This window comes from Flavobacterium melibiosi, assembly GCF_048158545.1.
GTDB lineage: Bacteria > Bacteroidota > Bacteroidia > Flavobacteriales > Flavobacteriaceae > Flavobacterium > Flavobacterium melibiosi.
Genome location: NZ_JBLNKU010000011.1, coordinates 45,802 through 69,781, shown reverse-complemented (window position 1 = coordinate 69,781; position 23,980 = coordinate 45,802). Strand labels below are relative to the sequence as shown.

General features: G+C 33.3%; 18 protein-coding genes. 11 read left to right on the top strand and 7 right to left on the bottom strand.

The window, feature by feature from the left end; translation table 11 throughout:
- The first annotated feature begins 66 nt into the window (after positions 1-66).
- The 4 genes from mreC to rodA are packed head-to-tail and all read left to right on the top strand — an operon-like array spanning position 67 to position 4,581.
- Positions 67-891, top strand: a complete 825-nt coding sequence (gene mreC / locus ACM55F_RS13595) for a rod shape-determining protein MreC (RefSeq protein WP_416854351.1) — start codon at positions 67-69, stop codon at positions 889-891.
- Positions 884-1,390, top strand: a complete 507-nt coding sequence (locus ACM55F_RS13590) for a rod shape-determining protein MreD (protein ID WP_416854350.1) — start codon at positions 884-886, stop codon at positions 1,388-1,390. The genes mreC and ACM55F_RS13590 overlap by 8 nt, the downstream gene beginning before the upstream one ends.
- Positions 1,387-3,327 carry a penicillin-binding protein 2 gene (mrdA, locus tag ACM55F_RS13585; protein ID WP_416854349.1) on the top strand — a complete coding sequence of 647 codons (1,941 nt, stop codon included), beginning with the start codon at positions 1,387-1,389 and terminating at the stop codon, positions 3,325-3,327. Before ACM55F_RS13590 ends, mrdA begins: the two co-directional genes overlap by 4 nt.
- Positions 3,328-3,345: 18 nt before the next feature.
- Positions 3,346-4,581, top strand: coding sequence for a rod shape-determining protein RodA (gene rodA, locus ACM55F_RS13580; protein WP_416854348.1), 1,236 nt, complete (start codon positions 3,346-3,348; stop codon positions 4,579-4,581).
- A 139-nt stretch (positions 4,582-4,720) separates the two neighbouring features.
- Here rodA and ACM55F_RS13575 read toward each other — a convergent pair whose 3' ends face one another.
- On the bottom strand, positions 4,721-5,497 hold the full coding sequence (locus tag ACM55F_RS13575; RefSeq protein ID WP_416854347.1) for a DNA/RNA non-specific endonuclease: 777 nt from the start codon (positions 5,495-5,497) through the stop codon (positions 4,721-4,723).
- Between the two features lie 219 nt (positions 5,498-5,716).
- Positions 5,717-7,996, bottom strand: a complete 2,280-nt coding sequence (locus ACM55F_RS13570; RefSeq protein WP_416854346.1) for a carboxy terminal-processing peptidase — start codon at positions 7,994-7,996, stop codon at positions 5,717-5,719.
- Between the two features lie 208 nt (positions 7,997-8,204).
- Here ACM55F_RS13570 and surE point away from each other — a divergent pair, with 208 nt between their 5' ends.
- The 5 genes from surE to ACM55F_RS13545 all read left to right on the top strand — a co-directional run bounded on the left by surE (position 8,205) and on the right by ACM55F_RS13545 (position 13,141).
- Entirely contained in the window at positions 8,205-8,987 is a 783-nt protein-coding gene (surE, locus tag ACM55F_RS13565) for a 5'/3'-nucleotidase SurE (protein WP_416854345.1), read from the top strand.
- Positions 8,980-9,252 (top strand): hypothetical protein, encoded by a 273-nt coding sequence (locus ACM55F_RS13560; RefSeq protein WP_416854344.1) that lies wholly within the window; start codon positions 8,980-8,982, stop codon positions 9,250-9,252. The genes surE and ACM55F_RS13560 overlap by 8 nt, the downstream gene beginning before the upstream one ends.
- Positions 9,253-9,345: 93 nt before the next feature.
- The gene (gene lpxB / locus ACM55F_RS13555; RefSeq protein ID WP_416854343.1) at positions 9,346-10,461 is read left to right on the top strand and encodes a lipid-A-disaccharide synthase; all 1,116 of its coding nucleotides are present in this window, start codon (positions 9,346-9,348) and stop codon (positions 10,459-10,461) included.
- Between the two features lie 45 nt (positions 10,462-10,506).
- The gene (locus ACM55F_RS13550; RefSeq protein ID WP_416854341.1) at positions 10,507-11,007 is read left to right on the top strand and encodes a C40 family peptidase; all 501 of its coding nucleotides are present in this window, start codon (positions 10,507-10,509) and stop codon (positions 11,005-11,007) included.
- A gap of 97 nt (positions 11,008-11,104) precedes the next feature.
- Complete coding sequence (locus ACM55F_RS13545) at positions 11,105-13,141, top strand: ComEC/Rec2 family competence protein (protein WP_416854340.1); 2,037 nt, start codon at positions 11,105-11,107, stop codon at positions 13,139-13,141.
- A gap of 3 nt (positions 13,142-13,144) precedes the next feature.
- On the opposite strand, the gene ACM55F_RS13540 is transcribed toward ACM55F_RS13545, so the two are convergent.
- From ACM55F_RS13540 to ACM55F_RS13525, 4 genes are all read right to left on the bottom strand, one after another.
- Complete coding sequence (locus ACM55F_RS13540) at positions 13,145-13,606, bottom strand: thioredoxin family protein (protein ID WP_416854339.1); 462 nt, start codon at positions 13,604-13,606, stop codon at positions 13,145-13,147.
- A gap of 45 nt (positions 13,607-13,651) precedes the next feature.
- The gene (locus ACM55F_RS13535) at positions 13,652-15,457 is read right to left on the bottom strand and encodes a peptide MFS transporter (protein WP_416854338.1); all 1,806 of its coding nucleotides are present in this window, start codon (positions 15,455-15,457) and stop codon (positions 13,652-13,654) included.
- Between the two features lie 3 nt (positions 15,458-15,460).
- The gene (locus ACM55F_RS13530; RefSeq protein ID WP_416854337.1) at positions 15,461-16,996 is read right to left on the bottom strand and encodes a peptide MFS transporter; all 1,536 of its coding nucleotides are present in this window, start codon (positions 16,994-16,996) and stop codon (positions 15,461-15,463) included.
- A 111-nt stretch (positions 16,997-17,107) separates the two neighbouring features.
- Positions 17,108-19,309, bottom strand: a complete 2,202-nt coding sequence (locus ACM55F_RS13525; protein ID WP_416854336.1) for a S9 family peptidase — start codon at positions 19,307-19,309, stop codon at positions 17,108-17,110.
- A 179-nt stretch (positions 19,310-19,488) separates the two neighbouring features.
- On the opposite strand from ACM55F_RS13525, the gene ACM55F_RS13520 reads away from it, so the two are divergent.
- Positions 19,489-20,808, top strand: a complete 1,320-nt coding sequence (locus ACM55F_RS13520; protein WP_416854334.1) for a hydroxymethylglutaryl-CoA reductase, degradative — start codon at positions 19,489-19,491, stop codon at positions 20,806-20,808.
- Positions 20,808-21,725 (top strand): GYDIA family GHMP kinase, encoded by a 918-nt coding sequence (locus ACM55F_RS13515; protein WP_416854332.1) that lies wholly within the window; start codon positions 20,808-20,810, stop codon positions 21,723-21,725. The genes ACM55F_RS13520 and ACM55F_RS13515 overlap by 1 nt, the downstream gene beginning before the upstream one ends.
- A gap of 132 nt (positions 21,726-21,857) precedes the next feature.
- Here the strand turns inward: ACM55F_RS13515 and ACM55F_RS13510 are convergent, their stop codons facing one another.
- Positions 21,858-23,954: a peptidylprolyl isomerase gene (locus ACM55F_RS13510; protein ID WP_416854331.1), complete on the bottom strand. Its 2,097-nt coding sequence runs from the start codon at positions 23,952-23,954 to the stop codon at positions 21,858-21,860.
- Positions 23,955-23,980: the final 26 nt, after the last annotated feature.

The window sequence follows — 23,980 nt, the reverse complement described above, 5'->3', positions numbered from 1 at the left end:
TATATTTGTTATAGTTTTACAAGTAGAAATTTTAGATAAAACCTGAAACAAAATAACCAATAATACATGCAGCAAATATTTAATTTTATATTTAAAAACAGTAATAGATTACTGTTTTTGCTGCTTTTGGGCATTTCACTCGTGCTTACCATTCAATCTCATTCTTTTCATAGAAGCAAGATAATTAGTTCTGCCAACTTTTTAACTGGCGGAGTTTATGAAAAAATTAATTCTGCAAATGAGTATCTGAATTTAAAGACTCAAAATGATGCACTAGCACTTGAAAATGCAGCATTAAAAAGCCAACTCTTTAATCGTAAAGACACAACTGCCGTACAAAAACTAGATAGTTTGAAAGGTGTAAAAGCTAAAGATATCATCGTTTCAAAAGTGATTCATAATTCGTATAATGTTCACGAAAATTATTTAACATTAAATTCTGGAGAATTGCAAGGCATAAAATCAGATATGGGTGTGATAAATAGCCTGGGAATTGTAGGGATTATAGACAATACCTCTCCACACTATTCAACTGTGATTAGTATTTTAAACAAAAAATCTCAAATTAACGCAAAAATCAAAAAATCAAATCATTTTGGATCTTTGATTTGGAATGGAAAAAGCACCGGTTTCGTTCAATTGATAGATGTTCCAAGATTAGCAGCTATTAGGAAAGGCGACACCATTGTAACAGGAGGTCAGTCCGTTATATTTCCAGAAAATATAAACATAGGAACTATAAGCAAAATTTACACTGACAATCAAACCAATTACTACACATTGGACATAAAACTTTTCAATGACATGACAAATCTGGGCCATGTTTATATTATAAAAAGTAAAGATCGTGAAGAACTTATTAATTTAGAAAAAAAAGAAAAAGATGAATAGCACTTTGTTAGTCAATATTTTTCGTTTTGTTCTGTTATTGGCAGTCCAAATTATTATTTTCAATAATATGAATTTTTTGGGCTATATAAGTCCATTTCCTTACCTGCTTTTTATAATACTATATCCTGTAAACGGCAATAAATCTGGATTATTAGTAGCCAGTTTCTTTCTCGGCCTTATAATGGATATGTTTTCTAATTCCGGAGGCATCCATGCTACAGCTTGTCTAGCACTCGCTTATTTCAGGCCCTATATTTTTAAATTTTCATTTGGTTTGAGCTACGAATATCAAACCATTAAACTAAATGACGCATTAACTCCAGAGCGATTCTCTTTTATATTGCTGTCGGTTGTAATTCATCACTTTACCTTGTTCCTGCTAGAAGCGTTTCAATTAAGCTTTTTCTTAGACATTTTACTGCGAACGTTATTGAGTTCCGTATTTACAATACTAATTTGCATAATAATAATATATCTTATTAAGCCAAACAAAAGATGAGAAAATTATTGCTGCCTTCTTTAATCATTGTTGCAGCATCATTGCTAGTAATACGGATATTCTATTTACAAATTGTAGATGATTCGTTCAAACTAAAATCAGACAATAATGCGATTAAAATAAAATATGATTATCCTGAAAGAGGTTATATTTACGATCGAAATGGCAAATTATTGGTAGCCAATCAGGCTTCTTATGATATCATGGTTATTCCCAGAGAACTAAAGAACACGGACACTTTAGAATTTTGTCAATTATTAAACATCACGAAAGAGGATTTTATTAAAAAAATAGAAAAGGCTAAAATCTATAGTCCAAGATTACCATCGGTTTTCTTGCCTCAGTTGAACAAAAGCGAATTTGCCGCATTTCAAGAAAAAATTAGAAAATTTGAAGGATTTTATTTCCAAAAACGTTCTCTTCGTGATTACGAAGTAGATAGCGGTGCTAATATTTTTGGGTTTATCACTCAAGTCAACGAAAAACTAGTTGCTAAAAACCCTTACTATAACAGTGGTGATTTAATTGGAAGACAAGGAGTTGAAGAGAGCTATGAAGATATATTACGAGGAATAAAAGGCGTAAAATATATCCAAAAAGACAAATACAACAGGGAAATTGGCTCCTTTAAAGAAGGAAGATATGATACTATAGCCGTACAAGGTGAAGACATTAACCTGACTATTGACGGTGAACTTCAAAAATATGGTGAAGAATTAATGATTAATAAAAGAGGTGGAATAGTTGCAATCGAGCCAAAAACCGGAGAAATACTCGCTCTTGTTACAGCACCCTCTTATGATCCATCAATATTAGTAGGAAGACAAAGATCAAAAAACTACACAAAATTATATCACGACTCCATTGCTAAACCGCTTTACGACAGAGGATTATTAGCCGAATATCCTCCCGGATCACCATTTAAAATCCTGACAGGACTTGTCGCACTTCAAGAAGGTGTTGTAAACGAACATACCACTTTTATGTGTCATCACGGTTTTAGTTATGCAAGAGGTCGTTTTATGAAATGTCACGGCTTTGGCCCACATCAATTACATAATGGTATTTACAATTCTTGTAATACCTATTTTGCGAGTGCTTACATGTTGACCATAAATAAATACGCAAAACCTGCTTATGCCGTTGATGTTTGGAGCAATCACGTAAAAAGTTTTGGGCTAGGACAATTTATGGGATATGATTTACCAACTGGTAAAAGAGGAAACATTCCAGATTCAAAAACCTATAAAAAAATCTATCCAAATGGAGGCTGGCGTAGTACCACAATCGTATCTAATGCAATAGGCCAAGGTGAAGTCTTGATGACGCCAATACAGCTTGCTAATATGATGGCAACTGTAGCGAATGAAGGATATTATTACACTCCTCATATCATCAAAAAAATTGAAGGTCATAAGATTGACAAGAAATTCACGACAAAACATGTAACCACGATAGACAAAAAGTATTACAAACCCATTATCAGTGGTCTGTTTGATGTTTATAACATGGGTACGGCAAGTTCACTTCGAGTTGAAGGAATCGATATTTGTGGTAAAACAGGAACCGCAGAAAATTTTGCAAAAATAGACGGCAAAAGAGTCCAACTGAAAGACCATTCCATATTTGTAGCATTTGCACCAAAAGACAACCCAAAAATCGCAATTGCTATTTTAGTTGAAAATGGAGGATTTGGAGCGACTATAGCAGGTCCTATTGCCAGTTTAATGATTGAAAAATACCTTAGAAAAAAAATCACAAGAACAGATTTAGAAACCCGAATACTTAATACAAGTTTACAAGCTCAGTATGCCAAATTAGGTGGCCTTTCTGAAGAAATAAAATCAGTATTAAGAAAAAACGATTCTATTTTAAAAAGTAAAACCGTCGTTGTCCCTGTTCCTGTTATAAAAATAGATACAACTAAAGAAAACTAAAACACTACAATATTTCAAATGAAAAACCAAAGCGTAACGAACAATCTTGATTGGATATGTATCATTATCTATAGTTTATTAGTGCTATTAGGTTGGTTAAACATTTACTCTTCCTCACTATCTTCAATGGAAGATACGTATGAAAAGCAGCTTATATTTATCGTATTGACCATCCCATTAATATTCATTGTACTTTCTGTTGATGGGAAATTTTACGAAAAATATGCGAGTATTATTTTTGGCATCTCCCTATTATCATTAGCAGGACTGTTTGTATTCGGAAAAACAATCGCCGGTCAACGCTGTTGGTATGGTTTTGGCAGTTTTACAATCCAACCTTCCGAATTTGCAAAAGCTGCTACCGCATTGGCATTAGCTAAATATTTAAGTGACCCACAAATTAATTTAAAGGAAGTTAATCGTCAAATACAGGCTTTAGCAATTGTCTTTTTACCTGTGATACTTATATTGCCTCAGCCCGATCCTGGAAGTGCTTTAATCTATAGTATATTTATTATCGTTTTATATCGCGAAGGCCTACCTTCTTGGTATGTTTGGACAGGCTTTATAACTATTCTTTTATTTGTGCTAACCTTAATATTAGAGCCTCAATATGTAATATTGATCGCATTAACGACACTCGTTATTGTACATTTCAAATCAAGATTATCAGATAGAAATATTCTATTAAGTGGCATTCTCTTCGCTTTAATATCAGGATTTGTTTTGTCTGTAAATTATGTTTTTGAAAATATTTTTAAACAACACCATCGCGATCGTTTCAATATTTTATTAGGAAAAACTGTAGACTTAAAAGGAGTTGGTTATAATACTAACCAATCTGAAATAGCAATTGGTTCTGGAGGCTGGTTTGGTAAAGGATTTCTTGAAGGAACACAAACCAAAGGAGGCTTCGTACCGGAACAACACACTGATTATATCTTTACAACAGTAGGTGAGGAATGGGGATTCACAGGCTCTTTAGTAGTCATTGCTCTGTTTGTAGGCTTATTTTTAAGAATAATATACTTAGCCGAAAGACAAAAAACAAAATTTAGTAGAGTATATGGTTATTGCGTTGCAGGAATTTTATTCATTCACTTCTTTGTAAATATTGCAATGGTAGTAGGTATATTCCCAACGATTGGAGTGCCTCTGCCTTTCTTTTCTTATGGCGGATCGGGTCTTTGGGGTTTTACCATCTTACTTTTTATATTCATAAAAATGGATGCCAATAAAGTTAACGAATGGTAAATAAACGGTAAGTCATTCGAGTATTAGGAGCTTAATTCGGCTATTCATTTCAGCCTTTTCGCCTCGTTAAAGTTTTAATTATTTTGTCAAGAGCTTGCGCGGTCGTTTTTGACAAAATAGAAAAAACTAATTCCTAGATCTAATTAAAACTCCAGTTTTTATAATCACTACTTTTTTCCAATCGATTTTCAATTTTGTCATTCAATTTAGGAAAAAAATCAATTCCAGTCATCTTTTCAATACGATCAACAGAAACTACAAAACTGTATAATGGCTTATTACTCTCCGAATTAGAAACTAAAAAAGCAATCATTTTAAAATTCCCTTCCGTATTATCCAATAAGACTTTATAAAAATATTCAGGGACAGAAACCTTTTCTTTCCCTATTGTTTTTAGTGAAGATTCTAAAACGCCGCCTGTAATAATGTAAACCCCGTCATATTTTGTTGCCCAATAACGAACTTTTTGTTCTAATCTATTCCAGACTCCGCTATTAAACTCATGCAATTGAGGAGAAATATTTGATGTAAAAAAAGTGTCATTATAGGCGTCAATAACAAATTCCATATCACCAGCAGGACAAAGATGGCCTTTATCATATCCTGATTTTTTATAATTCCGCCAATCAGCCGAACCCGTTATTACTTTGGGATCTTCAATAAAAAAAGGGCGTTTAAAACTATTGTTTTTCAAGTAGCTTTTCTTCAATTCATAAGCTACCCACTCCGCCTGCTCATATTTTTCACTATACGACAAAGTATAATAATTATGTTTTACGATTTGATTTGTTGTAGAAGATGGTAAAAAATTAAATAACGCTGCTACTGCAGCAGGGTTGTTTTCTGCCTTATTAGAGCGCTTTACATCCACCTTTAAAGCATATTGATTAATCTGATTATCTGCCGAATTAGCCATATCTGAGTCCTTTTTGCAAGAAGAAAAAAGACATACACTAATCAGAAACATAATTGAATTAAAAAACCGACTGTTTTTCATTTCTTACTAATTTTTAAAAGTATAATCATTCCCTTATGATAGAAGACACAATAACTAAAAACGCCCCAGAAATTCTATTTAAATTTCTGGGACGGTATAGTAATCAATTTTGTATTGTGCGATTCATTAAAAAAACACTTAGGATTTAGCTAATTTTTCTTTTTTCAATTTAGCAGGAATACTCTTTTTCAAAACAGTTTTTGTCTGTAAATCATCTAAAACATTTAATGCTTCTTCCATATAAATATCTTTTGACAAAGCTTCATGCCATCTGTCCCTTTTTTCTTTTAAGATTACATCTTTATTAGTCTCGTCCACTTCATATGGCAGTGAAGTAAATTTAAGTGCCGTTTTATAATCTGAAAGTGGCTTATATTTTTTGGCTTTTTCCTCAATTTCATTTTGAGCTAATTTGAATTTTTCAATATTCAAACTATAGGTATTATCTTCACTCCTGCTATCAATCCATTTTGCATTCTCTTCCATCAATTGAAATTGTGGGCTTTGTAAAATTCTTTTTTTACTGTTTACAATCGCCTTATTAAAATTATTGTTTTTATTCCAAACAGTATATTCAGCCGGATCAATTTTATCCCATGGCATAGCATTGTCTAAATCACGTTCTCCCATTTTTAAATAAGCGTATCTGTCTGGCATAACAACATCACTACTTACTCCTTCAAGTTGAGTAGAACCACCATTGATTCTATAGAATTTTTGAGTAGTCGTTTTTACAGCTCCTAAATCCCCCAAAGTACTATTACGTACAAAATGATTCAAATCAGTTACATTTTGTACCGTCCCCTTGCCGTAAGTTTGTTTGCTACCAATGATAATTCCTCTTTTATAATCTTGAATTGCAGCTGCCAAAATCTCTGAAGCTGAAGCTGAAAAACTGTTAACCATGATTACTAATGGGCCATCCCATTCAATTTTCTCATCTCTGTCAAATAACACTTCCTTCTTTCTTCCTGCAGATTTGATTTGTACAATTGGTCCTTGCTCAATAAACAATCCTGCAATGTCAACTACTGTTGTCAATGAACCTCCACCATTATCGCGAACATCTAATACAATCCCGTTTACATCTGCACTTTTCAAACGTTCTACTTCCTTAGCAATATCTTTTCCAGCATCTCTACCATCTTGATTTTCAAAATCGATGTAGAATATTGGCAAATAAATAACGCCATATTTCAATCCGTTTTTATTAACGATACTTGATTTAGCATACGTTTCTTCAATTTCAACAATATCTCTGATTATAGAAATAATTTTAATTGTTCCGTCTACTTTTTTAACTGTAAGACGAACTTCGGTTCCTTTTGGCCCTTTAATTTTCTTAACAACATCATCAAGACGCATCCCTACAACGTCTACAGCTTCTGCATTTCCCTGAGCAACCTTCATAATCAAATCTCCTGCTTCAAGTTGCTTACCTCTCCAAGCCGGACCTCCAGAAATAAGTTCTGAAATTTCAGTAAAATCATTTTTCTTTTGAAGACGAGCTCCAATTCCTTCTAATTTTCCGCTGATGCTTTGATTAAAACGCTCTTTATCTTCAGGTGCATAATAACTAGTATGTGGATCAAAACGTGCCGTAATAGAATTGATATATACAGAAAACCAATCGTTTCTGTCTAAATCTTGCATAAAACCAAAATATTCATCTAACGATTTCAAGGCGCTCTCTCTGGTTTCTTTTTCTAATTCTTCGAAAGTTTTAGACTTACCATTGTCTGCTTCCTTTTCGCTTTTAGCACTATCTGAAGTAATAGGGTCAACTGTAAACTTCTCCCCATCTCTCAAAGGAACCGAAGTATCTTTCATCTCTTTTTCTACAATTCCTTTACTCTTATTATCTTGCATTTTTAAACGATCCGTAAGAGAGGAAAGCGTTGACAATTTGATTTGTCTGCGCCATCTATCGCTAAGCTCCTTAACATCTTTGGAATAAGGTGCTTTTTCATAGTCCGTATTAAAACTCTCCTCCGCTTTATAGTCAAAAGGCTGACTCAAAACCGATTTATAAATCTTTTTACTCTCTTCCATTCTTTTCATCAAACGATCGTATGTAAGATTAAAAAACGTCAAATCTTTGTTCAACAACTGATCGTCTAATTGCGTTTCAAATTTTAAAAATTCATCGATATCTGACTGCAGAAAAAAACGTTTAGAAGGATCTAAAGCTTCAATATAATCTTTGTAAATTCCTTTTGAAAATGTGTCGTCTATATTTGCAGGATTATAATGCCCTTTCTGAATCACAATTGTTAATAGCTCCAACAGTAACTTGTCTTTCTCAGGATCGGTTTCTTTTGTCGCATTCATCTTAAATGCAAAGAGTGTTGCCGAAAGACATACAACAACAAGAAGTATTTTATAATTTCTTTTCATAAAGTCAATAATAGTATTCATCAATTTTTAATCTAAATTACGGTAAAAACTATGCCAACAATGACAAGGGCTGCATAATTTTTTGTTAAAGATATAAAATTGTTTTTTTTCTTTGAGGTTTAATATTTCAAGTTAATAAAATTTATTTTCTTTGTTTAAAAAATGCGTATTCTGTACCTACATTTACCATTTAAATCTTTAATTAGAAATCCTTTCTTGAAAACATAAAATGACAAAACACTTGAAACCTTTGATATTAGTTACAAATGACGATGGTATTTCGGCTCCAGGAATTAGGGCATTAATAGCCGTTATGGCAGAAATAGGAGATGTAGTTGTTGTCGCTCCTGACGCCCCTCAAAGCGCCACTGGTCATGGAATTACAATAAATGACACTTTATATCTAAATAAAATTTCAAAAGAAAACGATGCCATTACAGAATACAGTTGTTCCGGAACGCCTGTGGATTGTGTAAAATTTGCTGTCAGCGAAATTTTGAAAAGAAAACCAGATTTATGCGTGTCTGGCGTGAATCATGGTTCAAATTCTTCCATAAATGTAATCTATTCCGGTACCATGAGTGCTGCCGTTGAAGCTGGCATAGAAGGAATTCAAGCTATTGGATTTTCCTTTTTAGATTACGATTGGAATGCCAATTTTGAGGACATAAAATCATTTATTCGAAAAATAACATTAGAAGTACTTGAAAACAAACTGCCAGAAGGAGTCGTTTTAAACGTAAATTTTCCGAAATTAAAAGAAAAAGATATCCGAGGAATCAAAATTTGCCGTCAGGCTAAAGCGGTTTGGATGGAAAAATTCGACAAGCGCAAAACACCCCAAGGAAGAGATTACTACTGGCTTACCGGAGAATTTGTGAACCAGGACAACGGAGAAGACACTGATGAATGGGCATTGAAAAACGGATACATTTCAATTGTTCCAGTCCAATTTGACTTGACTGCGCATCATGCGACACAACAACTTAACACATGGAATTGGAATGAATAAAATAGACTTGCTAACTGGATTTGTAATCGGAATTTTAGCTTCAATATTGGGAAGTTACCTTTTTATAACTTTTTTTACTGAATTCGATTTCATCAAAGGGATATATGCCATGAAATCAGAGGATAAACTTGGAAAAATAATCACACTTGGATCCATTCTTGATTTGGTAGCTTTTGGTATTTTACTCAAACTAAATAAGGAACTCATGGCGCGTGGTGTCGTTTTAGCAGTAATTATTATGACTCTTATCTCTATATTTATTTAAAAAACAATATTCATACCTTTGTCAAAACATAAAAATCTACAATAAAAGGTTTGAATTTGGTACCAATAATAGAAAATCTCTAAACAGAAAAACATGAAATACTACATTATAGCTGGAGAAGCTTCGGGCGATTTACATGGTTCGAATTTGATGAAAGCACTTTATAAGGAAGATCGTAATGCTGATATTCGGTTTTGGGGCGGTGATTTGATGCAAAATGTTGGCGGAACTTTGGTAAAACATTATCGTGAATTGGCTTTCATGGGCTTTATTGAAGTCATTTTTAATTTGAAAACGATTTTGAATAACATCAAAATATGTAAAAAAGACATTCTAAATTTTCAACCAGACGTACTTATATTTATAGATTACCCAGGTTTTAATTTAAGAATTGCAAAGTGGGCAAAAGAACTCGGCATGAAAACCAATTATTATATTTCTCCCCAAATTTGGGCTTGGAAGGAAAGCCGAATTACAGAAATCAAACGAGATATAGATAAAATGTATGTGATTTTACCTTTCGAAAAAAAATTCTATGAAGACAAACATAATTTTCCGGTTGAATTTGTAGGCCATCCATTGATTGACGCAATTCAAAACCAAACACCTATTATTGACGCTATCATTTTTAGAAAAGAAAATAAATTAGACGAAAAACCCATCATTGCCATTCTACCTGGTAGCAGGAAACAAGAAATCACTAAAATGCTATCGGTGATGTTGAGTGTTGTTAATGATTTTCCGGAATATCAATTTGTGATTGCAGGTGCTCCTAGTCAAGAATATTCATTTTATGAGCGTTTTATATCCAATGAAAATATAAAATTCATATCGAATAAAACATATGATTTATTGCGAAATGCAACTGCTGCATTAGTAACATCAGGAACAGCAACACTAGAAACAGCACTTTTTAAAGTTCCGGAAGTGGTTTGTTACAAAGGCAGCTGGGCTTCTTACCAAATTGCAAAACGAATTATTACGTTAAAATATATATCGTTAGTGAATTTGATTATGGATGAAGAAGTGGTAACCGAATTAATTCAGGAAGATTGCACAACGAAACGTATTCGGGAAGAATTGAAAAAAATTCTAGAATCTAATCATCGCAAACAACTTTTAGAGAAATATAACGTTCTAGAAGCAAAACTTGGTGGAATTGGTGCCAGTGAAAAAACGGCAAAATTGATTGTGGCTGATTTGCAATGATTCCAATTCTTTTAAAATCTGTAAAATCCATAAAAAATAAATCTTTTGAAACACCTGCTTTACCTTTTATTGATTCTTATTTTTTTTACGGCATGTAAATCAACTTCAGTAATTATTCCTTCAAAAAAAACAGAAGTAGATACTGACAGAACAAAGCATTTGATAAACCAATTAATTCATTCGGCTTCTGATAATATTGGTGTAAAATATAGAACTGGAGGCACTACAAAAGCAGGTTTTGACTGTTCAGGATTAATCTATTCTGTTTTTAGTTCCTATGACATTCAACTTCCGCGCTCCTCTTACGAACAGTCAAAATTGGGTTTAATTATTGATAGAGAACGAGACAACATCAAAAAAGGAGATTTAATATTTTTCAAAACCAATCGAAAATCACAGATTAATCACGTAGGAATGGTAATAGAAGTTTCTGATGACGATGTAAAATTCATACATTCTTCTACTTCTAAAGGTGTAATAATTTCCTCTACAAAAGAGCCTTATTACCAAAATTCTTTTGTTCAAATCAATAGAATTCTTAGATAAACTGACTATTTCTTGTGTTAAATAAAATTAAATCACAATAATTTATTTACAGAAAACATAACACTATTTCTTACTAAAAAAATTGTACTTTAGACATATGAAAGTGCTACAATTTCCTTTAGCGAGAATAACATTTGGATTTGTTTTAGGAATTCTACTCCCTTATTACCTAAAACCAAATCCTAAGTTAGTATTTGTCCTGCTTTTTATTTCCATCCTCTTTTTCAGCATTAGTTATTTTTTATCCAAAAAAAAAGTAAACGAACTACATTATTTTGGCATTTCTACTTATATTCTTTCTTTTTTTATTGGAGCTACAACTCTAATTGTTCATACTGATTATTTTCAAAAAAGCAATTATATCCATTATAATTCTATTTTCGAAAAATCGCATTTGATCTCTGTTACGTTACGGGAAAAATTAAAAAGTTCTACTTTTAATCAACGGTATGTTGCAGTTATAAATCGTATTGATCAAACAGAAAGTTCGGGTAGAATAATTCTTAATATTCGAAGAGACAGTTTGAATCGTCAGTTCGAAATTGGAACTCCCCTGCGCATCAAAGGCACTTTACACAAAAACAGTCCGCCAAATAATCCGAACCAATTTGACTACAGCAAATACTTAGAGAACAAACAAATCTATTCACAATTGTATGCAGATACTGACGAGATTAGCATAAGTTCAGAAATGGAAAAGGATATTTGGTATTATACTTCCAAACTAAGGACTAAAATCATTTATAACTTAGAAAAAAGCAACTTCAATAAAACCGAATTAAGTGTAGCTGTCGCTTTGATTATGGGACAACAACAAGATATTGCTCCTGAAATTATTCGGGATTATCAATATGCCGGCGCAGTACATATTTTATCGGTTTCGGGATTGCATATTGGATTCATATTGCTTTTTGTAACTTTCATCCTCAAACCTTTGCCCAATACCAAACGAGGTTCCTTTATCAAGCTGATAATCATTTTAGCATCATTATCATTATTTGGATTAATCGCCGGTTTGGCGCCGTCGGTTGTTCGCTCTGTCGCTATGTTTTCGTTTGTCGCCATTGGGAGCCATTTACGGAGAAGTGTAAATATTTACCACACATTATTAGTGTCCATCTTACTAATTTTACTTTTCCAACCTTCCTTTTTGTTTGATGTTGGATTTCAGTTGAGCTATATGGCGCTGTTTTTTATTATTTGGTTACAACCACTTTTAGCTTCTGTCTGGTTGCCAAAAAATAAAGTTTCAAAATATATTTGGGATATTCTCACCGTTTCCTTTGCCGCACAAATAGGCACTTTGCCATTAAGCATCTATTATTTTCATCAATTCCCAGGTTTATTCTTCGTGACTAATTTAATCATTATTCCATTACTAAGTATTGTAATGCTATTGGGCGTTGTGGTCATGGTATTAGCCGCATTTGGTTATGTGCCTTTATTTCTTTCCAAACCATTGGAATGGAGTATTTTTTATTTAAATAAAATCATCAATTCGATTGCCTCACTAGAACAATTTATAATTCAAAATATACCATTCAATTTATATCTTTTAATTAGCTTCTATTTATTAATCCTGACTGCTGTCATTTGGTTAAAAAAACCAAGTTATAACAAATTGGCAATGGTTTTAATTTCGATAATCATTTTACAAATTTCATTCATAAAAAATCGCACAGATGTGGAAAACCAAAAAGAATGGGTTGTTTTCAATTCCAAGAAAAGCACCCTAATTACGGAACGAAATGGAGAAAATGTAACATTATATGCTAATGACAGTATTTTGAAAGGGTCCGAAAAAAACAATATTCTGACGTCCTATTTAATTGGTAATTTTAGCACTTTGGAGACTAAAAAAAGAATTCAAAATACCGCCTTTTTCAACGGGAAAAGAATTCTTATTCTAGACAGCACAGGCATATATTCAAAGAATATAAAGCCCGATATTTTGTTACTCACACAATCTCCAAAAATAAATTTAGAGCGTTTATTTCAAACCCTGCATCCTAAATTAGTTGTCGCTGATGCGTCGAACTATAAAACAATTCAAAAATATTGGAAAGCAACTTGTAAAAAACAAAAAATCCCTTTTCACGCAACAGGTGAAAAGGGATTCTATAAATTAAACTGAGAATTATTTTTTTTTCAGAAATCCATCTGCCACAGCTAGCCAAGCCGCTGGGCCACCAGCAACATAACCCGTACTTCCTAAACCTTCAAAATTCACCTTTCCGTCTTTATTAGTACCATTGGCAAAATAAATTGTTGGAAATCCCTGAATTCCGAAAGCTTGTTGCAATTCGTTATTTTGCTTTTTGATTTCAGGAGTTTGTGGTGTTCTTCTTGGATAATCTAATTCTACCAGAACTACATTCTCTTTTGCCCATTTTGCAAACTCTGGTGTTTTCAGTACTTCTTTTTGCAATCTAATACACCATCCACACCAATCACTTCCTGTAAAAAACAGCAATAATGGTTTTTTGGTTTTATTAGAAATCTCCATTGCCTTATTGACATTGGTCTCCCAAACTAATTCTTGTGCCTCTACAGCGTATGAAGCAACAAACAGAAATACTGTTAAGATTATCTTCTTCATCTTTTTATATTTTTGTATTTATCTAATCAAAAATAGTGCCTAAACCTATCGAACACCATGCATTAATTTCTTAATGACAGGAGTCATCAAAACAGAAAACAAAGCAACTACAATTGAAATTATTGTTAACATCCAAAAGAAATAACTCAATCCATGTTCGTTTGCGATTTTATCAATATTCTCACCAAACATACCTGCTCCTTTCATCCCAATTGCAACTGCAAGATACCAAACTCCAAACATAAATGCAATCATTCTTGCAGGAACTAATTTACTTACATAAGACAACCCAACTGGCGAAATACACAATTCAGCCATAGTATGAAAAAGATACACTAATATTAGCCAAATCATACTTACTGAAGCTGTTTTTGCACCTGCCTCGATACCACTGGCACCAAAAGCAACACAAGCCATCCCCAATGCTAATAATCCCATTCCGATACCGTATTTTAAATTAGCGGATGGATTGTATTTACTTTCCCACCATTTTGAAAATAAAGGGGCTAGTGAAATAATAAACAATGAATTTAATGTAGAAAACCAAGTGGCAGGAACTTCTGTCAGTGCAGTCGTCACCTTGTCAATTTTAAGTGATTCCAATGTTGAATCTGACAATGATAAATATCCAGCGGTATAATAATCTTTAACTAACATCCAAATTGCAATTGTCCAAATGATGACAAAACTTACACTCAAAATAACATTTGCCACTGCATAATATTTGAAAGTTTGTTTAAATAACAAATATAATACCCATGTAATAATTGCTAAAGGCAAAATAGTAATCAATGAATTAACCACTAAAAACACAACACTCCAATTACCAACTAGAACCCGATCCGTATAATCATTTGCAAAAATGGTCAAACTATTTGGCGATTGTTCGAAAATTGCCCAAAAGAAAATAGTTAAAAAAGCGAAAAAAGTTACTGCAATTAATTTCTCTTTAGTAACCTGTGAATATTGTGTAAATCTGTAAATTAATAGAATAATAAATAAAAGCAAAGCCGAAACTATAGCAATCGCGTTTCCGTTTTCACCAAGAAAAGAAAAAATATTTATTTTACCCCCCGAAATTTTTGAAGCAGGATCATTTAAAATCCATAGTAATCCTAAAATTGATGACAATGCAATAACGCCAAGTTGCCAAGGTGTAAATGGATTTCTTTTGTCAGTATCCAAAGCCTCTGCTTTAGCTTTACTTGCTGCACTTGGTTTTAAACCAATGTCTCCAAAGATATTTTGGGACAACCAAAACTGTAACATCCCAAAAAACATAAAAATTCCGGCCAGACCAAATCCATAACTCCATCCAACTTTTTCACCTAAATAGCCACAAAGCAAAATCCCAAAGAAAGCACCTGCGTTTACACCCATATAAAATAAAGTATAAGCACCATCTTTCTTCTCAGGACGGTCTTTGTACATTTCTGATACAATAGAAGTCATGTTGGGTTTGAAAAATCCGTTCCCAAAAACCAACAATACCAGTCCTAAATAAATTGAAAATTCAGTTTCTAATGCCATCGAAGCATGCCCTAATGTCATTAATGACGCTCCTAAAACAACAGCCCATCTAAAACCAATTACTTTATCGGCAAAATAGCCCCCCAACATCGTTGACAAATAAACAAGCCCTACATAAGATCCAAACAGAGCAGACGCATTTTCACGAGTCCATTCCCATCCACCATCAGTAAAAGAAGCTGTTAAAAACAATATCAACAATGAACGCATTCCGTAGAATGAGAAACGCTCCCACATCTCTGTAAAGAACAAAACAAATAATCCCGCTGGATGCCCTAAAACGGTGCTTTTAAAAAATTGATCTGTATTATTCTGACTCATATATTAGTTATTTAATTCTTTATCAACTCCGTGCATTAATTTATTAATTGTTCCTGAAAGAACTAAAAGCAATACTCCAAAACCTAATCCCGCATAAAACAAATATTCAAAAAGTTTTAAATAGCTCTGTTTTGCCAAATTCAAATCAGGTGCTACACCATTTGATGTATCTATCGAGGCCAAATTAGCCAATAAAGAAGCAATAAACTCAGAACTTGCAGTTGCTAAAAACCATACTCCCATCATAAATCCTACGATTTTTACCGGAGATAATTTAGTAACCGCAGAAAGCCCAACAGGAGACAAACATAATTCCCCACAAGTATGAAGAAAATAGGTCAGCACTAACCAAATCACTCCAACTTTTCCCATCTCAGACACATTAATTCCTAAAACTAATGAGCCAAATCCTAATCCCACTAAAATTAGAGCAATCGAAAATTTAACTGCCGTATTCGGATTGTATTTCCCTAATTTCACCCATAACCATGCAAAAACAGGGGCTAAAAGAATAATAAATAATGCATTTAAACTTAAAAAATTCCCAGCATCAATAGGACCTCTGTCTAAAATTCTATCAGCAAAAAGATTTAAAGAAGTATAAGCTTGTTCAAACAATGCCCAAAAAACAACCGTAAAAACAATCAATATCGTTAATGCGATTAATCGCTCTCTAGCAATTCTATCTAATTGTGTAATCGCATAATAAAGTATATATACAAATGATATGGCTCCTGCTACAATCAGCAAATTCTGCACTACACTATGGCTTTGAACCATTTGCCAAATTAACAATGTCGAGATTACACTTCCTAAGTAGATCAACCATTCATTCTTAATCCCAAGCGTATGTTTTGCTAAAAATTCTGGTGCTTTAGATTCTCCCTTTCCCATTAACAATTTCCTTCCAGAGATAAAAGTCAACAACCCAAAAAACATTCCAACTCCAGCCGCTGCAAATCCATAACTCCAACCATATCTTTCACCAAGCCAAACGCAAATTAAAGTTGCCAAAAAAGAACCTAAATTTATTCCCATATAAAAAATGGTAAATCCGGAATCCCTTCTCTTATCCTCTTTTGAATACAACTCACCCACCAGTGAAGAAATGTTAGCCTTTAAAAAACCAACCCCCAAAATAATAAACGCCAAGGAAAGGTAAAATACCTGAAGTGCAAATTCATCTCTTGTAATTACTCCAGTGACAGACTCAGTTGCTGCATTTCCTTCGTAAGCCATTCCAACATGACCAAGCACCAATAATATCCCTCCAAAAACAATTGCCTTTCTAAACCCTAAATATCTATCGGCAATAAACCCACCTACTACTGGAACTGCATACACTAAAGCAGCATAGCTTCCAATTAATAAATTACCGGCACTATCAGAAAACAAATGATACTTTGTGAGATAAAAAATCAAAAGTGCTTTCATTCCGTAGAATGAAAAACGTTCCCACATTTCTGTAAAAAATAAAATAAAAAGCGCTTTTGGATGTCCAAAAAATTCTTTTTTATGCGATAAGGAGTCGTTTGTCATAAAGTGGTATTATAAATTTTCTTTGATAAAGTTAGTCTTTTTATTATAGAATTGAATTTTGTTTTTTCCACCCTAGATGTCATGGGGTTTTTATCAAAATCAATTTTAGGATTAAATTGTTTCCTTACTTGAAGAGTTACTATCCCCTAAATTTTCTTTAATAAAATTTGTCATTTTAGTATACAATTGAATTCTGGTATTACCCCCAGAAATTCCGTGTGCTTTATCAGGATAAATTTGAGAATCAAATTGTTTATTCGCTTGAATTAAAGCTTCCATCATTTGCATTGTATTTTGTACATGAACATTATCATCCCCAGAACCGTGAATTAAAAGGAATTTTCCTTTTAGCTTATCTACATGGTTTATTGGTGAATTCTCATCATAACCACTTGGATTTTCCTGAGGTGTTTGCATGTATCTTTCCGTATAAATGCTATCATAAAATCTCCAGTTCGTTACCGGAGCCACCGCAATGGCCATTTTAAAAACATCATTCCCTTTCAAAATACAATTTGAGGCCATAAATCCTCCAAAACTCCATCCCCAAATTCCAATTCTGGATTTATCCACAAAAGAGTAATTTCCTATCACTTTAGCTGCATCAATCTGATCTTCAACCTCATATTTTCCTAACTCTTTTTGAGTCACTTTCTTAAAGTCGGCTCCTTTATAACCTGTTCCTCGACCGTCAACACAAGCGACAATATAACCTTGCTGTGCTAACACCATAGCCCAATAATCATTGGAAGCATTCCATTGATTGGCACCTGATTGCGAACCAGGCCCAGAATACTGCACCATTAAAACTGGATATTTCTTGCTCGGATCAAAATCTTTTGGTTTCATGATCCAAGTATTCAGTTCATTTCCTTTTTCCGTTTTCAAAACAAAAAATTCTTTGACTGGTAAGTTATACCCTTTTAATTTTGAAGCTAATGCCTCGTTATCCTCAATAACCTTTACCTGTTTTCCTGCTTTAGCTTCATTCAAAGTATAAGTCGTAGGTTGTGTAGCGCTTGAAAATGTATTAATGTAGTATTGAAAATTAGGACTAAAAGTGGCTGCACTTGTTCCAACATTTTTAGACAAACGAACTTTATTTTTTCCGTCAAGGCCTATTCTATAAATATCTCTGTTAATCGATCCATTCTCTACAGATTGGTAAAAAATAGTATTGGTTTTCTCATCTAAACCATAGTAATTGGTTACTTCCCATTTGCCCTTAGTCACTTGGTTTTTTAATTTCCCTGTTTTGTTATAAACATAAATATGGTTAAAACCGTCTTTCTCACTAGTCCAAATAAAACTATTGTCTTTCAAGAAAGTCAAATTATCAGTCACATCAACATACGCTTTGCCTTTTTCATTTAACACCACTTTTGTTGCTCCTGAATTTCCATCGATAAATAACAAGTCTAAATTATCCTGATGGCGATTCAATACCTGCGCAGATAAAACATTGGCATCATTAGTCCATTTCATTCGGGCAATATAAAAATCATTGTAGTTCCCCAAATTTATGTTTTTAGTTGCATTGGTATTGGCATTATAAATATGTAGAGAGACTAGAGAATTCTTTTCACCTGCTTTGGGATATTTGAAAGTTTGAATTGCAGGATATAAATCTTTTCCAAACATAGACATGGAAAATTCCGGAACCTGACTTTCGTCAAAACGGATGTAGGCCACTTTTTTGCTGTCGGCACTCCAGTCGAATGCTCTTACAAAAGCAAACTCTTCTTCATAAACCCAATCCGTAATCCCATTGATAATGTTATTTTTCTTTCCATCAGTAGTAATAGGAGTCGATTTATTTGAAGTTAAATCATATACATAAAGGTTATTTTCTTTGGCGTAGGCTATCTTTTTCCCATCTGGAGAAAAGGTTGGTTCCTGAACCTGAAAATCAAACAACTTAGTTAATTGTTTAGTCCCGATATTGTACAAGTAATAATCCGCTGTAAAGGAATGACGGAAAATCTTTTTGGTATTACATGCTAACAAAATCATTCTTTCAGAAGCGTCAAATGTATAGCTATCGATTGCAGGCAATTCCTTGTGATCTTTCGTATCGATTAAAACTGCGATTTTTTTCAATGTTGCAAAATCGTACAAATCAATTTTAATACTTCTGGATGCACCATCAAAATTCAAAACAGTGTATTGATTTGTATTCTTCATGGACTGTAATTCATCCATTCCTTTAGCACTAAAAGCACCATTAAAAATTTCATTAATTGTGATTTTTTGTTGACCAAAAACGGTAAAACACAAGAATAAAAGTAAGGCTGTAATTTTGTTTGAATTCATGATATTGATTTAATTATAAAAATCGTCAATTTTAGTGAAAAATTTACAATAATTTCACATTTGGTGTGTTAAATGTTAAAAACAATATTATACACACCCATTTATTGAGGATAATATGATAGTAAATAAAACTGGTAAAAGCGTATCTTTGCACGTATACATACTATAATCTATTGAGAATGAACAACGCTGTAGCCGGATTTTCTAAATTATCCAAAGAAGAAAAAATAAACTGGATTGCCCAAGAATACTTTTCAACTCCCTCTGAAGCAATAGCATTACTTAAAAACTACTGGAATTCAGATGAAAAATTACAGAAATTACACGATGAATTCATAGAAAATACCATCACCAATTTCTATATTCCGCTTGGAGTTGCTCCAAATTTCCTAATCAACAACAAATACAGTGCCATTCCGATGGCGATTGAAGAAAGCTCCGTAGTTGCAGCTGCCTCAAAAACAGCAAAATTTTGGTCCACCAGAGGTGGATTTAAAACCACTGTTATCAACACCGAAAAAATCGGTCAGGTCCATTTTATTTTCAAAGGTGATGATGTTTCAAAACTGGAATTATTCTTCATTCAAACCAAAGCAAAGTTTTTTTCAAAAACAGAATCCATTACAAAAAACATGCAAAAGCGTGGCGGTGGAATTCTTGATATTGTCCTGAAAGACAAAACCGATTTATTACCTAATTACTTTCAACTTCATGCCACTTTCGAAACTAAAGATAGTATGGGGGCTAATTTCATCAATTCTTGTTTGGAGCAATTTGCTAAGACGTTGAGAGAAGAGGCACTGACATACGAATTATTCTCTGTAACAGAGAAGAACATTCAAATAGTCATGAGCATACTCTCAAATTATGTTCCTAATTGTATCGTAAGAGCCGAGGTTTCGTGTCCTGTTGAAGAATTAAAAGAAAAACACATTTCAAGTCCTACAGTATTTGCAGAACGATTCGTGCAAGCAGTTCAAATTGCCGAAGTAGAACCGTACCGCGCCGTAACACACAACAAAGGAATTATGAACGGCATCGATGCTGTTGTGTTAGCTACTGGCAATGATTTCCGCGCGGTAGAAGCTGGAATTCACGCCTATGCAGCACGAAACGGAAAATATTCCAGTTTATCACATGCCAAAATAGAGAATGGAATATTCACTTTTTGGTTAGAAATACCGTTAGCTTTGGGTACCGTTGGTGGATTGACTTCTTTGCATCCATTAGTAAAATTAGCGTTGGAAATGCTTGAAAACCCATCTGCTAAGGAATTAATGCAAGTGGTCGCCGTAGCAGGTTTGGCACAAAATTTTGCCGCTTTGCGCTCCTTGACAACGACCGGAATTCAGGAAGGACACATGAAAATGCATTTAAACAATATCATCAATCAGTTTGAAGCCAATGATGGCGAACGAATTTTGATACATAAATATTTCAAAAAAAATACTATTTCACATAGTGCAGTAGTTGATTTTATTGAAAATTTAAGAAACTAATGAAACAAACATTCTACAGTAACGGAAAACTTTTAATTACAGGAGAATATCTAGTTTTAGATGGCGCAAAAGCTTTTGCATTACCAACAAAATTGGGACAAAACCTGATTATAGAAAAAGGAAGCAATAAAGAAATCATTTGGAAAAGCTACGATGCTGATAAAAGTATCTGGTTTGAAGATACTATTTCATTTTCGGATATTTCAAATGCAAGAAATTTAGAAAGCGAATCCGTTAAATCCACACTTATAGCTATTTTACACGAAGCTTTCGTATTAAATTCAAATTTCATCAATCTTTCCGAAGGATACAACATTACAACTGAACTTGGATTTCCAAAAAGTTGGGGTCTGGGCACTTCTTCCACTTTGATAAATAATATTGCGCAATGGTTAGAAATCGACGCTTTTATACTGCTTAAAAACAGTTTTGGAGGAAGCGGCTATGATATTGCATGCGCTCAAAACGACACTCCCATTTTATACCATTTAGATCAAGGAAAACCCATTATTGAGAAAGTGGTTTTTAATCCAAAATTTACTGAAGACATCTATTTTGTCTACCTCAACAAAAAACAAAGCAGCAAGAATGCAATAGCATCTTACAACATCAATAAAAAAAACAACCTGAACAGAACAATTGTTTTAAATGACAAAATAACTTTCGAAGTTTTGAAAGCAACCACCATTAAATCATTTGCTTTAGCTATTGAAAAGCACGAAGCTGAAATGAGTATTATTCTGGAAATGCAAACCGTAAAAGAATCCTTATTTCATGATTTCAATGGCGTAATAAAAAGTCTGGGTGCTTGGGGTGGTGATTTTGTAATGGCAATTGCTCCAGAAAACCCAAGCGGCTATTTTGCTTCAAAAGGATATGGAACAATTATTCCTTATAATGAGATGATACAATCTTAATTCAACGATTAGACTTTCATCTTAAATTCTGGTCAAGCCTTCAAACAAAAACTATATTAAAAATAAAATCCCGATACATTCAGAACGTATCGGGATTTTATTTTGAAAAATTAATTACTTCTAAACAGATTATTAGTAATTGAATTGTTTTCTGTTATCTTCAATCTTAGCATTCCCTTTTAATGCAGGAACAACTCTGTTTGCGTCTGAAGCGCTTTGAGCTTTTAATTTAGCTATGTAAGCCTCATGACTTTTCAAAGCTGGTGCTTTTACAGTGCTTAGGTTTTTCACAACATACACACCTGTATTTCCTTCAATAGGAGCTGACAATTTGTTAGCTGACAATGCAAATGCATTTCCAACTACTTTTGGCTCTTGACCTGCTCCAACTAACATTGGGTTTTCCATTGTAATAGCAGCTGCTTGTTGTACTGTTGAACCAGTAGTTTTTGCAATTGCTTCTAATGAAGTTCCTGTCATTTTAGCTTTTATCAATTCCGCTTTTTTCTTGTTTTTAAGAATTGGCTCTACATAAGGTCTGGCTAATGTGATTGACACTAATCCAGATTCATCAATATTTTTAACTTTTGCAATTACATGTCCTATATTAGCCAGTTCAAATCTTTTTACTGCACCTACTTTAGTATCATCTTCAAATGCCCATCTCACTATTGTTCTTTGGTTTCCTAAAGGACCAAAAGTTTCATCCATCGCTTTTACAGTAACCGGAGCAGCTATTGCAAGTTTCATGTCTTTTGCCACTTTTGCAAAATCTTTATCCGCAGCGTCCATTTCAAATTTAGTTGCCTGTGTAAAAATTCTATCTGAAGTTGATTCAGAAGCTTCAATTTTTTGAGCTACTGTAGCTAGACGAATTCCATCTTGTTTATCTGTAATTTTGATAATATGAAATCCGAAAGGTGTTTCAACTAATCCTATATTACCAATTGAATTATTGAAAACGAAATCGTTAAAAGGTTTTACCATTGCGTTTGGTCCAAAATAACCTAAATCACCACCTTGTTGTGCTGATGAGTCATCAGAACTTGTGAAAGCTAACATTAAGAAACTTTCTGGATTCGCATTAACCTGAGCTAATACAACTTCTGCTTTTGCTTTAGCCTCTTCTTTTGTTCTTCTTTCTTTTTGATTCGGAACTTGTGTTCCTTCATAACTAATCAATATATGACTTGCTTTAGCATTTACACCCGGTTTCATACCCATAGATTTAGAAACACAATAGTATTGTCCAAATTTATAAGGCCCATAAACCTGACCAGGAGCAAGATTAAACAATTTATCTGCATCTACAGCCGGTAAATCTTTTTTAGCAATATAAGTTGAATCATAAGGAACATCTGAATTTGAATTTACAAATTCAATTGTATTTGTAGTTGTTCTAAATCCTGGCAAAGTATCATTCTTACCCGTTGCCTGATTATAAACCACACTTCCGTTTAGCAATCCGTTAATTTTAGATTTAACTTCATTTTCATCTTCTGTTGAAGCTTTGTCCTCAATCAAAACATATTCTACTTCACGGGATTCGTCAGCTTTGTATTTTTTCTCATTTTTCTTCATGAAATCTACAATCTCAGCATCAGTAATTTTTACATCACTGTCTTTAATAGTAGAATATAAACCTGCTACGTAAGCAAAATTTACTTTGTTCGCTTCCATTTCATATTTAAACTTCCCTTCGCTTTCAGTTGTATACACACCTGATTTGATTAAAGTATTATAAATTTGATATTTAGCATTCAACTCAGCATCTTTCTCCCTGTCTTTCAAGTATTGTGCTTGAGCTGGATTTGATTTGAAATATTCTTTGAATTTTGCAATGTCAAACATACCTGCTGCATTTAAAAACAATGGATTTTTACCTATGTTTTGATCTGCTTTTAAAACTTCCAAAATGTGTTTTTCACCTACTCTTAATCCTAACTTATCAAATTCAGATGTCAGTAAAGCAATAGAAACTTCTTGGTCCCAAACTCTGTTAGCCGCAGCTGTTGAAGTAATTCCTTCACCGCTTTTTTCTACATTGCTTACTTTGACTCTAAAATCTTCAAATGAGATATCTTTTCCATCAATGCTTCCTACATCTTTGGTGTTTTGGCCAAGGCCACCTTTACCGATAAGATCTTGTATTATAAATGCAAATAATGCGATAGCAATAGCTGCTATTAATAAGGCGGAACGTTGTCTAATTTTTGCTAAAACTGCCATTTTTATTGTTGTTAATTTTTATATTC

Excerpts from the sequence above, each read along its gene's own strand:
- ACM55F_RS13560 (WP_416854344.1), top strand. The coding sequence starts at position 8,980 with ATGAATAAAATAGACTTGCTAACTGGATTTGTAATCGGAATTTTAGCT.
- mrdA (WP_416854349.1), top strand. The coding sequence starts at position 1,387 with ATGAGAAAATTATTGCTGCCTTCTTTAATCATTGTTGCAGCATCATTG.
- ACM55F_RS13575 (WP_416854347.1), bottom strand. The coding sequence starts at position 5,497 with ATGGCTAATTCGGCAGATAATCAGATTAATCAATATGCTTTAAAGGTG.
- ACM55F_RS13570 (WP_416854346.1), bottom strand. The coding sequence starts at position 7,996 with ATGAATACTATTATTGACTTTATGAAAAGAAATTATAAAATACTTCTT.
- ACM55F_RS13525 (WP_416854336.1), bottom strand. The coding sequence starts at position 19,309 with ATGAATTCAAACAAAATTACAGCCTTACTTTTATTCTTGTGTTTTACC.
- ACM55F_RS13515 (WP_416854332.1), top strand. The coding sequence starts at position 20,808 with ATGAAACAAACATTCTACAGTAACGGAAAACTTTTAATTACAGGAGAA.
- ACM55F_RS13545 (WP_416854340.1), top strand. The coding sequence starts at position 11,105 with ATGAAAGTGCTACAATTTCCTTTAGCGAGAATAACATTTGGATTTGTT.
- ACM55F_RS13540 (WP_416854339.1), bottom strand. The coding sequence starts at position 13,606 with ATGAAGAAGATAATCTTAACAGTATTTCTGTTTGTTGCTTCATACGCT.
- surE (WP_416854345.1), top strand. The coding sequence starts at position 8,205 with ATGACAAAACACTTGAAACCTTTGATATTAGTTACAAATGACGATGGT.
- rodA (WP_416854348.1), top strand. The coding sequence starts at position 3,346 with ATGAAAAACCAAAGCGTAACGAACAATCTTGATTGGATATGTATCATT.
- ACM55F_RS13535 (WP_416854338.1), bottom strand. The coding sequence starts at position 15,457 with ATGAGTCAGAATAATACAGATCAATTTTTTAAAAGCACCGTTTTAGGG.
- lpxB (WP_416854343.1), top strand. The coding sequence starts at position 9,346 with ATGAAATACTACATTATAGCTGGAGAAGCTTCGGGCGATTTACATGGT.
- ACM55F_RS13590 (WP_416854350.1), top strand. The coding sequence starts at position 884 with ATGAATAGCACTTTGTTAGTCAATATTTTTCGTTTTGTTCTGTTATTG.
- mreC (WP_416854351.1), top strand. The coding sequence starts at position 67 with ATGCAGCAAATATTTAATTTTATATTTAAAAACAGTAATAGATTACTG.
- ACM55F_RS13530 (WP_416854337.1), bottom strand. The coding sequence starts at position 16,996 with ATGACAAACGACTCCTTATCGCATAAAAAAGAATTTTTTGGACATCCA.
- ACM55F_RS13520 (WP_416854334.1), top strand. The coding sequence starts at position 19,489 with ATGAACAACGCTGTAGCCGGATTTTCTAAATTATCCAAAGAAGAAAAA.
- ACM55F_RS13510 (WP_416854331.1), bottom strand. The coding sequence starts at position 23,954 with ATGGCAGTTTTAGCAAAAATTAGACAACGTTCCGCCTTATTAATAGCA.